Source organism: Aliivibrio sifiae (genome assembly GCF_002954705.1).
Classification (GTDB): Bacteria; Pseudomonadota; Gammaproteobacteria; order Enterobacterales; family Vibrionaceae; genus Aliivibrio; species Aliivibrio sifiae_A.
In genome coordinates, this window is the sequence record NZ_MSCO01000001.1 from 1,849,565 (window position 1) to 1,864,099 (window position 14,535).

The window sequence follows — 14,535 nt, forward strand, 5'->3', positions numbered from 1 at the left end:
TCATGGCGAAGCAAGCCAAACTCTTAACTCAACGTCGTTTTTTACCTTACTTCTTAACTCAATCTTTAGGTGCATTTAACGACAATATTTATAAGAATACCCTACTATTATTTGTCGCTTTTGCCAGTGTTGATAGTTTACCCATCTCTTCCAATTTATTTATTAACCTTGCTGCTGGTTTATTTATTCTCCCTTTCTTTCTTTTTTCTGCACCCGCAGGGATCCTTGCAGATAAATATGAAAAATCAGCGTTCATTAGGAAAGTAAAGCTAGCTGAAATTATCATTATGCTGTTTGGTGCTCTTGCTTTTATTCTTCAAAATTACACTTTACTGCTAATTCTTTTGTTTTTAATGGGAACGCAATCTGCCTTTTTTGGTCCGGTTAAATACGCCCTTCTTCCTCAACAACTAAAAGACGAAGAACTCGTTTCTGGTAATGCCTTGGTTGAAACAGGTACTTTTCTCGCTATTTTATTCGGGACTATTGCTGCAGGTTTTATCACATCACAAGAACATTCAGAATACATCGCAGCAGGTGCCGTCGTTCTATTTGCTATATTAGGGTATCTCGCTAGTCGTTCAATTCCTTATGCAGAAGCGCTTGCACCAGATTTACGTTTTAAATGGCAACCTATTAAACAAACAAAACAAACTTTCCGCATTGCCAAACAAGACCGTACTGTATTTCTTTCTATTATGGGGATCAGTTGGTTTTGGTTTCTTGGGGCAAGCTATTTAACACAATTCCCAAACTTTACACATTTACATCTCAATGATAATGCGATTACGGTAACCGTTTTATTAGCTTTATTTTCTATTGGAATTGCAATGGGATCACTTGGCTGTGATCTGTTATCCAAACACAGAGTCGAACTTGGTATTATTCCTTTAGGCTGCCTAGGCATTACCATCTTCGGTCTAAACCTTTCTTTATATACACCAGCATCACCGGTTGATATTACAGGCTTCATCACGATTTTGCGCCACCCTGATTTATGGCCTGTTTTTATTAATTTATTCTTTTTAGGGATCTCCGGTGGTTTATTTATTGTTCCCTTATACACATTGATTCAAAAACGTCCTGAAGCTAAACATCGTGCACAAATCATTGCCGCTAATAATATTTATAATGCATTGTTTATGGTTACTAGCGCCATTCTAGGGATTGTATGCTTGTCTGTTTTAGAGCTCTCTATTCCTCAGTTTTTCATCTTGCTAGCCGCATTAAATGGCGTTGTCACACTCTTTTTATTCTGTAAAGTACCTGTCTTTGTCATTCGTTTTTTATTATGGGCACTCACGCATACGTTATATCGAGTTAAACACCAAGGTTTACAGAACTTACCAAAAGAAGGCGGCGCTTTATTAGTCTGTAACCATATTACTTATATGGACGCTTTTATTCTGAGTGGCGCGTGCCCACGCCCTATTCGATTTGTAATGGAAGAAGAGTATGCAGAATTACCTTTGGTTAAATACTTCTTTCGCCTAACCAAGGTAATTCCTATTAATGCGTCAAAAAGTGGCTCTATTCGTCGTGCATTTTTCGATGTCGAACAGGCGTTATCTAACGGTGAAATCGTGTTAATTTTTCCAGAAGGGGTATTAACTCACAATGGTGAAGTTGGTGCATTTTTACGAGGGATAGACATTATTTTGAAACGTTCGCCAGTGCCAGTAATACCAATGGCATTATGTGGTTTATGGGGGAGCTTCTTTAGCCGTCACGGTGGGAAAGCGATATTAAAACGACCAAGTCGCTGTTGGTCAAAAATAGAAGTGGTAGCCGGAGAGCCCGTACCACCACATCTAGCTACATCAAGCGTAATGCGTGAAAAAGTAATTCAATTACGCGGTGATTGCCAATGAGTTAACCCACTCTTTTACTTGTGGACGGGAAATTTTCAAACCTGTTCCAAGTAAATGTTCTGGCATAGTTTCATAGCGAATTGGACACTCAAACTGAGTTAACTTCTCTTTTAAGAAAGAATGCAGTTCGTCATGGCTAATCGATTCTGTCGTTTTAATAACAGCAACAGGGCGTTGACCAAATTCGTAATCTGACACATCAACAACGATCACTTGTTCAATAGCATCATGTGCTAACAACGCTAATTCAATTTTTTCAGGGTGAATATTTTCACCACCAGAAATAAACATATTGTCAGCTCTGCCCTGAATATGAAGTTCTGCCCCTTCAACATGACCAAGATCATTACTTTGATACCAACCATCTTCATTGGTAATACTCATAACCCCAGCCGAACGGTAATAACCTAATGCTAAGGCCTCACCTCGAACCAATACTTCCCCTTTTTCGATACGTAATTCACGATAAGGAAGTACATGGCCAACGCCAGATAGACCATCTGCCAACTTGGCTGTCACTGTGGAAGACATCTCTGTCATACCGTAGCCCAACCAACACTCAATACCATTTTCTTTAGCTCTATCCGTTAGCTCGGTTGGAATAACAGAGCCACCAAGTAAAACACGCTTTAAAGCCAGACGAGATGCGTCACTACTAGCAAGAATACGCTGCAATTGTGTTGGAACTAATGAGGCATGAGTGACCCCAGACAAGTCATTCAATAATCCATCTTCGGAAGGCATCACTAATGTCGCACCACAAAGTAACCAACGCCACACAATCGCTAAGCCTGATATATGAAATAACGGCAATGACAACAACCACGAATCAGAAGTATCAAACGGCATCCAACTTAATAATCCAGACGCTGAATGTAGGTGATTGCTTGCACTATGAGCAACCGCTTTTGGTAAACCAATAGAACCTGATGTAAAGGTCAATGTGGCTAAACGAGCTGGTTGCCATGTCGTTGCAATAACACCATAGTCCGCATTAATTAATTGCAGATGATGCCACGTGCCTGAAATAGTTTCTTGATCCTCGCCAAACCAAATATGTTTCGCTGAAATACTCGTTACAAGTTGATGCAATTGTTTTGTTGGCGTTTTGGGGTTGATCGCTGAAAAATGAGCTCCAATACGAATCGACGCAAGCTGCAGCCAAATCAGCTCAATGCTATTTTTAGCGACGCTAACAACGACATCATCACGTTTAACGCCTTGTTGTAATAAGCCATTAGCATAACGGTTAATCTGCGTTAGTACTTCAGACCATGTCCATACGTTAGCTCCATCACGAAGCGCGATTTCTAGTTCACGCTCTTCACCCCATTTAATCCAAGGCCATGTTGTGAAGAGTGGTGAGATCAGTTTTCCCATACGACGTTAAGCTCTGATAAAGTAATCATTGGTAATGTACAATTAGGCCATGCGGTATCTAATTGTGCCTTAAACAAATCAATCGTATCTAATCCTGGGATAGTGTCAGGCGTTTTCCAAGCTGCAAGTCGTGCAAGCTGCGTTAATGCTAAGCTTGATTCAATGCTCGAACTGATCACTGCTTGCATTCCCAACTGATGAGCTTGTTCAATAAGTTCGATACATTTAGCAATTGAGCCTACCATTGTTGGTTTGATCACAATTGCTTTCACGCCGTCTTGGGCTGTTACTTCAAAACCATCATCGCGCACGGTTTCATCCCAAGCTATCGCAATACCTGTAGCTTCAGTAAACTCAAGGCTTTCTTGTGGTGTATGGCAAGGCTCTTCTAAGAACTCAATACGTGAGCGGAATTGTGGATTCACATAATTAGCAAACTGCTCTGCTTTTTTCGGTGCCCAACCACGGTTCGCATCAAGGCGTAAAGAAAGATCGGGGATCAGTTCTAAGAACATATTAATAACCATGCCATCACGAATAGCTTCATATAACCCGACTTTAATTTTTGCTATTTTTCGGCCACTCATCTCATTTAGTTTAACAACCAAATCATCAGGATCACCAGAACACAAAGGAGCAGCTTGATAGTTACCGTCTTGTGGTAAGCCGCCTTCAAGTTCTAACAGTGCCATGCTAAAGCCAAATGCAACTGATGGACAGTTCGCATCTAGATCTAACTCTTCACCATTTAGCCAAGCTTGAGTTACTGACTGTAGGTCTTCACGTGCTTGTTCTAAGGTTTCTTGATTAAATTCAGGCAGAGGAGCTATTTCCCCTTTACCAAAGCGTGCTCCATCACTTAGTTCAATAACCAATCCATCTCGTTGCTGAAGACGTTGTTCACGAAGGATAACTCCACTGTCCATAGGGAGTTGGTACTGATATATCTTGGCTGTTTTCATCTGTTACTCCAACCAATAAAAGAAAAAAGAGACTCAACCGAGCCTCTTAAACTTATGAAGATAAGTGATCGTATCGCTTATGGATTACGAGGAAATTTGTCGAAATCAGGACGGCGCTTTTCATTAAATGCGTTACGGCCTTCTTGACCTTCTTCAGTCATGTAGAACATCATTGTCGCGTTACCCGCCAACTCTTGAAGACCCGCTTGACCATCACAATCTGCATTTAATGCTGCTTTTAGACAACGTAGTGCCATTGGGCTATGTTGCAGTGTTTCACGGCACCAACGAACCGTTTCTTTCTCTAAATCAGCAACAGGAACAACCGTGTTTACTAGGCCCATGTCCAATGCTTCTTGAGCATCATAAAAACGACAAAGGAACCAGATCTCACGCGCTTTCTTTTGACCAACGATACGAGCCATGTAAGAAGCGCCCCAACCACCATCAAAAGATCCTACTTTAGGGCCTGTTTGACCAAATTGTGCATTCTCTGCTGCAATAGTTAAGTCACACATCATATGTAAAACGTGACCACCACCAACAGCATAGCCAGCAACAGCAGCAATAACTGGTTTTGGACAAGTACGAATTTGACGCTGGAAATCCAATACGTTTAAGTGGTGTGTACCACTGTCATCGCGGTAACCACCGTAATCGCCACGGATCTTCTGATCTCCACCTGAACAGAACGCGTCTTCACCTAAACCGGTAAGAATAATAACGCCAACTTTCTCGTCATAACGAGCATCAGCTAATGCATCAATCATCTCTTTAACCGTACCAGGACGGAAGGCGTTACGTACTTGTGGACGTGCGATAGTGATTTTCGCAATGCCGTCAGCCGATTTATGATATTGAATGTCTTCGTATTGAGCGGTGCAGTCTGTCCAATCTACTGGAGCGTAAAGTTCTTGTTCTGAAATGCCAACAGTTCTTGCCATGGGTTTTATTTCCATTGTTGTAAGAATGTATTAAGTACATGTGTAAAGCGTTCGGGCTGTTCCACATGAGCGTTATGACCCGCCTGAGCAATGATTTGATACGTTAATTGACTTTGCTCAGCCAAGTGTTGAAATTTGTTATCTGCTTCGCCGCAAATATAAAGCATAGGAATGGTGCTACGATGTAAAGCATCAAGCAAGTACGGTTGCTTAGCCAGTGACGTCGATCTCAACATCATTCCAATTGAGTGACCAAGGTTATCACTTCTTTTAGTGACTAAAACTTGTTTTTGCTCAGGGTTTAGTGAAGAAAATACTTTTTGTTGATACCAAGTGTCTAAAACATCAGCAATGGGTTGTTGCTCAAATCGTTCTGCCCATTGAATATCGTGATTAAGTCGAGCTCGTTTATCTTTCTCTGAGCGCAAACCAAAATTGCCACCTTCAATACATAAACCACAAAGAGAAATTGATGACGGCAATTCAAAGTACGAACTCAAATACATAGCCACTCGCCCACCTAAAGAGTAACCAACAAAAACAAACGATTGATACGGTGTTTGCTGCAATGATTCAACAATAAATTGGCATGTTTGCTCAAATCCTAAAATTTCATCCAATACTATTGATTGACTCAGCCCATGCCCGGGTAAATCAATCAATAACACAGGATATGATTGAGCAATAACAGAAGCAACCTCATCCCAATCTTGAGTTGACCCTAATAACCCATGCAAAAATACGACACAAGATTGCGTCGTATTTTCTTTTGGCACACTTAATTTAGAATAAAGTGGCATGTTTAATCGTTTGGAATAAACGAGTTAGCTCTTCACCAACTTGGCCCGATGGTGTGTTAATTTCAACTAAATGAAGCCCCTCTTTAAGGCCCTCATTTATCATAGACATAGCACAAGTTAGTGTTTCTGGCCTATGGTAGTTCAAACTAAACATCTCTGCGGCATGGCTAAACTCTAACTGATGCGGCATACGATAGAAGTCATCTTTTTTCTTCTCATCAACAGGCAATAAATCAAAAATACCGCCACCATCATTATTCATTACAATCAGTACAACGGGAGCCGTTGCTTGCTTTAGTAATGCTAATGAATTCAAATCGTATAGCAATGAGGTATCACCGACTAAAGCCAATAAAGGGTTTTGATTTGCTCGTTGAACACCCACTGCGGTTGCGATTAATCCATCAATACCTGAGGCGCCACGATTGGTATAGGTATGTTGCTGGTTTAATTCTCCAACCATATCTAACAATCGAACAATTAAGCTATTACCTATAAACCAATCACACGATTCAGCTTTTTGGCCTATGCTAAGCGCAAAACTTAATTCTGATAATGTTTCACTATGACAAACCATTGAACGCGCTAACGTGAGCGCATTTTGTGAAGCAACTTTAAGTGACTCACTCCACTCCAATAATGGTGCGTGATCAAAGAAACAACCTCGCTCCTCTAAACTTTGGGTATGTACCTGACACCATATCGTGATCTCTGCACGATAACGTACATGAGAATGATAACTTGCATCGAGTAATTCTGCGTGTGGGTCAATCAAGTAATAATCTTGTTGGTATTTTTCTAACCATGCAGCTAAGCGTTTAGAAACTAAACGAGCTCCAAATTGCAATACGCACTCCACATCAGCAAGCAGCTCTGCACATGCCTGATTTTGCAGCCACAAATCGTAATGAGCCCACGATGAGTAATAACCTGATTGTGGATCTGACAACACTGGCCAACCTAGCTCTTTTGCTAATGCCGCAGCCGCTTGTGCTTCTTCTAACGTCACTTTACCAATAATAACCATCCCTTTCTTTTGTGCCACTTTCATCCATTGAGGTGATACGGTCACATTTGAAGAATAGGTCGGTTGTTCAATATAAGGAGAGAATGCTGCTTTCCACGCTTGAATAGGTGCAAGATAATCACGTAGAAGATCTTCGTCTTTTTTACCATAAAACGGTTCAGGAAAAGGACAGTTAATATGAATAGCCCCACCCTGTTGTTGCTGTGTAAAGCACGCTTGATCAAGTCGACTTAATAACCATTGTGCAGGAACATTAAGACTTGGTGAAGGCAATTGTAGAGAATGACAAACATGAGATGTAAATATACTTTGCTGATTGATTGCTTGGTTTGCACCACAATTAATTAACTCAACCGGTCTGTCAGCAGTAAGCAACACCAGTTTTTCTTTTGTTAGACCCGACTCCGCGACAGAAGGCAATAAATTAGCGACAGCTGTTCCAGAAGTAACAATAACAGCAACCGCTTCATTTGAGGCTTTGGCAATACCAAGCGCTAAAAAACCCAACCCTCGCTCATCAAAATGTGTATGAATAGATAAATGTACGTGCTCTGAAGCAGCAAGTGTTAATGGGGTTGAGCGAGATCCCGGAGCAATACAAATATGCTTCACTCCATTTCGAACTAACTCTTCAATAATCAACTCAGCCCAAACTTGGTTTAGCATTATTTGCTGCTCTGGTTGCATCATGCGACTTGCGACTCCGTGATATCTGAATTTATAGAAATATCAGATTCTAATAAGGTACATAACGTGGATGTTTTTCTATCTAACTCTTCCCATTCGCTGCTTGGCTCAGAACCAGGAACAATCCCTGCGCCAGCAAACAAATGTAATTTATTTCCCATCACTAATGCGCTTCTAATCGCAACACAAAATTCACTGCGTTGTTGACTTAAAAAACCAACGGCACCGCTGTACCAACCGCGGGCAAAAGGTTCATTATCAATAATAAAGTCCAATGCTGACATTCGAGGTAATCCTGCGATAGCCGCTGTGGGCTGCAAATTATCAAGCAATTGTGAATCACTACAATCACTGTTTATTTCAGCAGAGATTGGGCGTTTTAAATGTTGAACTTTACGCAGTTTCACTAGCTCAGATGTTTCAGCCACATTCATAGACAAGCTAAACTTAGATAATCGATTAACAATGTCATCCACCACCAGGCGGTTTTCATATTGGTTTTTCTTATCTGAAATTAACCATGACGCTAATTGATTATCTTCTTCTTCGTCATGCCCACGACCAATAGTTCCTGCTAGCGCTTCAGTTTTTAGTGCATAACCATTACGTACATATAGGCGCTCTGGTGTTGAGCCAATGAAGCAGTGTTCACTGTCTAATGCCATCATAAAATGGAAACTGTGACTATTTGCTTTACGACTGGCTTTCAAAAACTGCGCAGAAGATAAATTTTGATCTAACGTCAGTGTCGTTTTTCGTGCTAGCACTACCTTCTCAAACTGTTTATTTAAAATGGCCGTCAGTGCTTTATTGACCATATTGGTCCAATCCGCTTTTTCTGGCGTATTGATACGTTGTGTCACTCGACAATGTAATTCAGACAACGAGATAAAACTCTCAGATAATTTATTTAATGTCGATAGTAAGCGACTATTGTCTTCTGATAAGTTCACCATGATCTGCCATGATGACGCTAAACGTGAGATCTCAACTTGCGGCAAAAAGAAGAATGATGACATGCAACGACGATTACGCTCGGTACGACCATCAAACGAACGTCCTCCCCAAATGCGCTGTTGTGGAGCTAATACTTGTTGTGCTGCACTTGGGTCTGTAAATGTTTTTACTTGGCCTAATACCGCGACTTCCTCTTTGCCATCACGAGACTGCCAATAAAATTTAGGGTAAACAGGTTGAGCTTCAAGCCAATCAATCAGTTGATCACCAACAGACCAATCTAACTCAAGACAGATCGTATGAGATGACGTTGCCTGCGCTATTTGATGACGAATCGATTCAATGGCATTTTGAAAAGTGGACAAATTAACCTCTCTTGATCGTTTTCAGCCATCATGGCACCGTATTGCACAAGCGGAATTGCTTGTTATTTCCTTGTATGAACTGGTGATTCTAGCAAAAGGTGACAAAATAAAAAATAATTCACATCAATTGTATGTATAAAAAATAAAACTCTTATCAAATTTTTATTTTTTGTGAAAATCTAAAACAAAGTAAATTATCCTTTATTTTGCTTAATTCCGCTCATAATCTCTGCTTTCACTACAAATGAATCAGAAACTCACCATGAATTAGTAGGAAATATTGTAGAGCCATTTTTTACATGATTATTTTCTAAAAATTATTTCTCAGTCTCCTAAAAATAGTGTAATTTGGTGGTATAACGTTTTTCATTTTATCAGGGTTTCACCATGCAAAATATTGGAATGTCATCAAAACTTAGCAGTGTATGCTACGACATCCGCGGTCCAGTTCTTAAACACGCTAAAAGAATGGAAGAAGAAGGACAGAAAATTCTTAAACTAAACATCGGAAATCCCGCCCCGTTTGGTTTTGATGCCCCTGATGAAATTCTTGTTGATGTAATTAAAAACCTACCAACATCACAAGGCTACTGTGATTCAAAAGGTATTTATTCTGCTCGTAAGGCGGTCGTTCAACACTATCAACGCCGTGGTTTATTAGATTTAGACGTTGAAGATGTATACATCGGTAACGGAGCATCTGAACTTATCGTAATGGCAATGCAAGCGCTATTAAATAATGGTGATGAAATGCTGGTTCCTGCACCAGATTACCCACTATGGACAGCTTCTGTTGCGCTTTCTGGTGGTAAACCTGTTCATTACATGTGTGATGAAAGCGCTGACTGGTATCCTGACCTTGATGATATCAAAAAGAAAATCACGCCAAATACCAAAGGGATTGTATTAATCAACCCGAATAACCCAACGGGTGCGGTATACAGTCGTGATTTCTTATTGCAAGTCGTTGAGATTGCCCGTCAAAACAATCTGATTATCTTTGCCGATGAAATTTACGATAAAGTACTTTATGACGGTGCAGTTCATACGACTCTTGCTACTCTTGCTCCTGATATTTTAACCGTAACTTTCAACGGTCTATCAAAAGCATACCGTGTATGTGGTTTCCGTGGTGGTTGGATGTTCTTGAATGGTCCTAAAGATCACGCTCAAGGTTATATTGCCGGTTTAGATATGCTGGCTTCAATGCGTTTGTGTGCCAACGTGCCAATGCAACACGCGATTCAGACTGCATTAGGCGGTTATCAAAGTATCAATGAACTTCTGCTTCCTGGTGGACGTTTACTAGAACAACGTGATAAAGCATATGATTTAATAACACAAATCCCTGGTGTAAGTTGTGTTAAGCCAAAAGGCGCAATGTATTTATTCCCGAAACTTGACCCAAAAATGTACAAAATCAAAGATGATCAAAAATTTGTCTTAGATTTCTTAATTAAAGAAAAAGTATTATTGGTTCAAGGTACTGGCTTTAATTGGCCAAAACCCGACCACTTCCGTATCGTAACGCTGCCTCGTGTTGATGATTTAGAAACAGCAATTGGTCGTTTAGAGCGTTTCTTACATACTTATAAACAATAACTTTTCTAGTTAAAACAAAAATGCCTGCATTCAATGCAGGCATTTTTTATTCTCATTAATCCTCAGTCCACACATCTTGAATCGCAGGCCAGCCCCACCCTGTAATAGAAACCCCTTTAAGCACGCCCTGAAAACGTAAAGTCTGTCTATGATGAAATAAAGGCAATAACCTATAGTCACTGATCATACTTGAAGCAACAGATTCTAATTTCCCTAAATAATCCGCTAATTGACTCTCGCTTCTAATATTAATTAACTCTGCTTTCAACCACACCTTAATATCAGCAGAAAGGCTTTGATGTAAAATTGGATTGGATAAGAGCCAACGATATACAGAGGTAGGGCGATTATCATCTAAATCTAAGCTAGTTAAAATGATGTCTTCAAGCAATGTATTTTCTTTCGCCTTTTGATAAAAATCATCAAACGCATAACTATTAACTTCACACTTAATTCCAATCTGATTTAATAGCTCGATAATAATGCTCGCGCATCTAAACAAGGCTTGATGGTCAAATACTGCAATGGTTAAAGTATCAGGTAACTCTTGTTTGTCCGAAGGAGAATGAATCGTTTTCATCCAATGCTGAAGTAAATTATACGCAGGCACAGCTTCTATTTTACCTCTAGATTGAACCAATTGTTCCTGCAATTTATCAGGCGCTAAAATCTGACTTAAATATTTACGCTGTAATAATGATAACCCTGAATTATGATTAAAAAGTGCAAGTAAACATCCATCTTCAATTCGTGTTCTTACCTCATTATTTTTAACTTTTTTATTGTCTTCATTCTTTTCAAGATAATGACTACATTCTGCTTCTTTACTTACACCGGCACCACCGCTTTTCATTGCAATTTTACCTAATGAATCTCTCATCACCTTCCATATAGTGACCGTATCAGCCAATGCTCGACAACTATAATATCGATCAAAAGCCTGCAACTGTAATCGAGTTTCTGAATGCTCTTCTACTTGAAATGCACCACTACCAACAATTGTTTTTGATGAAAATAATTGAGAAACAGGTTGAATAGAATAGCGGGCATCTGCCAGTAGTCCGGCAAAACCAAGATCAGGCTGATCCAATTGAAACTGGATACAATGAGAGTTACTTGCCGTTATAGTAACGACATGTGCCAGTTCGTCTTGATACTCCGGCAACACTTTTAATTTTTGGAATAGTTCCACAATACATTCTGCGGTAATGGCACTTCCATCATGAAAAGACAAATCCGGGCGTAAATAAAAGCGCCATTGATACAATTGTTCATTATAAACCCAATGATGCGCCAATTGAGAAGAAAGGACTCCATTGCTGTCGCACTGAGTTAAACAGCAGTAAACCTGACGTAAAAGAAAGCGTTCACTGTTTCTTAAAGAACGATGTGGTAATAATGCAGAGAAAGAACGGCGATAAGTTAGTTGAATATGTAATTGTCCTTCACGTCGAACCACACCTGATGTGTTTTGAAGTAATGAACCAAACAAAGCGCGATCATTATTGATTAAAGATAACGCTTTCTCATATTTACCATTAGAGATCATTATCTTAGCTAATTCTGATTTTAGCTCTTCAACGTGAAAGTTTAAGTAAAGAATAGAACGCTGATTTCGGCCCACTTTAGGACGCCATTCTAACCACCCTAAGCTACTCATTTCTTTTAAAATCGTACGACAATGCCTTGCGCTAGTAAAAACGAGATCGGCTACCTCATTCAAGGTAATTAACACCTCGTTTCTAACACCTAATTTAACCATGCGGAAATAATACTGAGCTAACTTATCTTCAACCAAAACATCACCTATCTTTAGTAACTAGCATCCTCATTTAAAGAAAATACAGGTAATCTGAGTAAAATTACAGCTAAAGATCAATATAACAGGAAGAAAAATAAAAAATATACTCTCTTTTTTACTTCCTTATAATTTGAAATAATTTGCTTATACCAATGTAACTAATTAAATGATCTATTTATTACGCAGGAAAATCACTTAAGAGTAAGGCAAAAATTCTTATAAGTAGTCATTCTACAATAATAATTTTTAACGCAACTATTGAGTAATTTAACCAGTAATAATGATCAGGTAATTAATGGAATTGGTATTATTCAATAACGACAGTAGGTTCTATTATGAAATTATTATCAACGACACACACAACAGCCCTTAGAGACTATTATCAATCAAAATTAGTCATAACAAGAAATTGGCTTGAAGTTGAGGCTATCTTATACATGTCCTCACTACTCAACCTCAACTCTACAGAAATAAATAACGAGGAGTTAAATGGCAAAAATAAGAATATTCAGAACTAAATTAATGATCAAAAATATTTCAACGCTCTCTTATAAAATGGTTCTGAACAATAGCACCAAGGAAGGTGTCACTCTTGACGAACTTAAAATTTAAGGGAGCGTTCAAATCACCAAATAACGGAGAACCTCCACCTAAAAGCACAGGTATAGTGGTAATAATTAACTCATCAATCAGATCTTCTTTTAAGAAATTCTGTATGGTGACACCGCCATCGATATACAGATTTTTAAAGCCTTTTGCATGAATAGCTGCCAATACCTCTACTAACGCCCCTTTCACTAGAAAGATCTTATCTTCATATCCTTCAGGCACTGATGCCATCGTATTACTCAATACAAAAACAGGCTTTGAATATGGCCAATCGATCCCAAAGCTTAATACCATATCAAGCGTATTACGCCCCATCACCATAGCATCAACACGATCAAAATGTGCCGCGTATCCCATGTCATTGCCTTCTGAGTTTGGTATTGCATGTAACCAATCTATCCCTCCATTTTTATCAGCGATATACCCGTCTAAGCTTGTTGCTATAAATACACTGTTTGACATATTTAAATTCCTATTTTCTCTAAACTAAGCAACACACCCTTTAGGTGTCATATTAAAATGGCGTTTAAACTCTCGGCTAAATTGTGATGTACTGGTATAACCGACAGAATGAGCAGCATCATTAACCCGTCGTCCTTCTAGTTGAATCAACTCTTTGGCTTTGTTTAAACGTACTTTTTTTAAGTATTGTAGCGGAGACTCTAGCGTGACTTTGCGAAAAGCAGAATGAAACGCAGAGACACTCATATTTGCCTCTTCTGCTAGATGTTGAACAGTTAACCCATCAGCATACGATTGATGCATTTTATTCATCGCTTTAGCTACTCGTGCATATTGCCCATCATGATGTGCTAAGTTGAATAATACGTGCCCTTCTGTACCAGTAAGAACCCGATATACGATCTCATTTAATAGAGATTCACCGAGTAACTTAGTATCAAGATCACTATGTAACGCCAACATTAAACGCTTACAGCTATCAAGCATGTCATCAGCCATTTTTACTGATGTTAGTCCAAAACCACCTTGGTTCGATTTAATTGGAGCTTGAAAATTAGCGGCCTCAAGTTCATTCACTAATCGATGAAGTAAGGTTGAATCAACATTAATCGTTAATCCTAATAATGGCGCATCATCTTCAGGAAAGGCCTCACACTCTAATGGCATAGGAACACCAACGACTAGATAATCATCAGGCCCATAATGTACAGGCTGATTACCTATATGAATGTGTTTGTGCCCTTTACCCATAACAATAATGCCAGATTGATAAACAAACGGCTGCCGTTGATTTCCTTTGCTACTGCGGTAAAACCACACATTTGGTATTGCTGTTTCTCTAATACCTTCCAGATCATTAAAGCCATAACGATCAGCATAGCTTTGCATTAAATCACCAAGAGAATTCATCAGCACTCCTTTATCTAATCAAGATCACATCTATTACTTTCTTTTTTAAAAATACAGCCGATTGTAGAAATAGGCAATAAAAATCCATAAATTCACCTTACAAAAGCAACAATTGAATACTAATATGCACTTATTGAAATGATAAGTTCTAGAAAATAG

Annotated in this window: 12 protein-coding genes; 3 read left to right on the forward strand and 9 right to left on the reverse strand. The window is 39.2% G+C overall.

Annotated elements, in window-relative coordinates; translation table 11 throughout:
* Positions 1–2 precede the first annotated feature (2 nt).
* Entirely contained in the window at positions 3–1,871 is a 1,869-nt protein-coding gene (locus BTO22_RS08175) for an MFS transporter (protein ID WP_105055065.1), read from the forward strand.
* Here BTO22_RS08175 and menE read toward each other — a convergent pair.
* The 6 genes from menE to BTO22_RS08205 all read right to left on the reverse strand — a co-directional run bounded on the left by menE (position 1,851) and on the right by BTO22_RS08205 (position 8,993).
* On the reverse strand, positions 1,851–3,251 hold the full coding sequence (gene menE, locus BTO22_RS08180) for an o-succinylbenzoate--CoA ligase (protein WP_105055066.1): 1,401 nt from the start codon (positions 3,249–3,251) through the stop codon (positions 1,851–1,853). The two genes, BTO22_RS08175 and menE, sit on opposite strands and share 21 nt — an antisense overlap.
* Positions 3,239–4,213, reverse strand: coding sequence for an o-succinylbenzoate synthase (gene menC, locus BTO22_RS08185; RefSeq protein ID WP_105055067.1), 975 nt, complete (start codon positions 4,211–4,213; stop codon positions 3,239–3,241). The genes menE and menC overlap by 13 nt, the downstream gene beginning before the upstream one ends.
* A 77-nt stretch (positions 4,214–4,290) precedes the next feature.
* Positions 4,291–5,157 (reverse strand): 1,4-dihydroxy-2-naphthoyl-CoA synthase, encoded by an 867-nt coding sequence (gene menB / locus BTO22_RS08190; protein WP_045102455.1) that lies wholly within the window; start codon positions 5,155–5,157, stop codon positions 4,291–4,293.
* 5 nt (positions 5,158–5,162) lie between these two features.
* Positions 5,163–5,957: a 2-succinyl-6-hydroxy-2,4-cyclohexadiene-1-carboxylate synthase gene (gene menH, locus BTO22_RS08195; RefSeq protein ID WP_105055068.1), complete on the reverse strand. Its 795-nt coding sequence runs from the start codon at positions 5,955–5,957 to the stop codon at positions 5,163–5,165.
* Positions 5,941–7,674 carry a 2-succinyl-5-enolpyruvyl-6-hydroxy-3-cyclohexene-1-carboxylic-acid synthase gene (gene menD / locus BTO22_RS08200; protein WP_105055069.1) on the reverse strand — a complete coding sequence of 578 codons (1,734 nt, stop codon included), beginning with the start codon at positions 7,672–7,674 and terminating at the stop codon, positions 5,941–5,943. The genes menH and menD overlap by 17 nt, the downstream gene beginning before the upstream one ends.
* On the reverse strand, positions 7,671–8,993 hold the full coding sequence (locus BTO22_RS08205; protein ID WP_105055070.1) for an isochorismate synthase: 1,323 nt from the start codon (positions 8,991–8,993) through the stop codon (positions 7,671–7,673). The genes menD and BTO22_RS08205 overlap by 4 nt, the downstream gene beginning before the upstream one ends.
* Between BTO22_RS08205 and BTO22_RS19940 the strand changes: the two genes are divergently transcribed.
* Both BTO22_RS19940 and BTO22_RS08210 read left to right on the forward strand, forming a co-directional pair.
* The gene (locus BTO22_RS19940) at positions 8,986–9,132 is read left to right on the forward strand and encodes a hypothetical protein (RefSeq protein ID WP_181044580.1); all 147 of its coding nucleotides are present in this window, start codon (positions 8,986–8,988) and stop codon (positions 9,130–9,132) included. The two genes, BTO22_RS08205 and BTO22_RS19940, sit on opposite strands and share 8 nt — an antisense overlap.
* A 248-nt stretch (positions 9,133–9,380) precedes the next feature.
* The gene (locus tag BTO22_RS08210; RefSeq protein ID WP_105055071.1) at positions 9,381–10,595 is read left to right on the forward strand and encodes a pyridoxal phosphate-dependent aminotransferase; all 1,215 of its coding nucleotides are present in this window, start codon (positions 9,381–9,383) and stop codon (positions 10,593–10,595) included.
* A 55-nt stretch (positions 10,596–10,650) separates the two neighbouring features.
* Here BTO22_RS08210 and BTO22_RS08215 read toward each other — a convergent pair whose 3' ends face one another.
* The 3 genes from BTO22_RS08215 to BTO22_RS08230 form a co-directional block, all read right to left on the reverse strand.
* Positions 10,651–12,393 (reverse strand): SgrR family transcriptional regulator, encoded by a 1,743-nt coding sequence (locus BTO22_RS08215; protein ID WP_105055072.1) that lies wholly within the window; start codon positions 12,391–12,393, stop codon positions 10,651–10,653.
* Positions 12,394–12,933: 540 nt separating this feature from the next.
* On the reverse strand, positions 12,934–13,467 hold the full coding sequence (locus BTO22_RS08225; protein ID WP_105055074.1) for a dihydrofolate reductase family protein: 534 nt from the start codon (positions 13,465–13,467) through the stop codon (positions 12,934–12,936).
* Between the two features lie 24 nt (positions 13,468–13,491).
* Positions 13,492–14,376: an AraC family transcriptional regulator gene (locus BTO22_RS08230; protein WP_105055075.1), complete on the reverse strand. Its 885-nt coding sequence runs from the start codon at positions 14,374–14,376 to the stop codon at positions 13,492–13,494.
* Between the last annotated feature and the right edge of the window lie 159 nt (positions 14,377–14,535).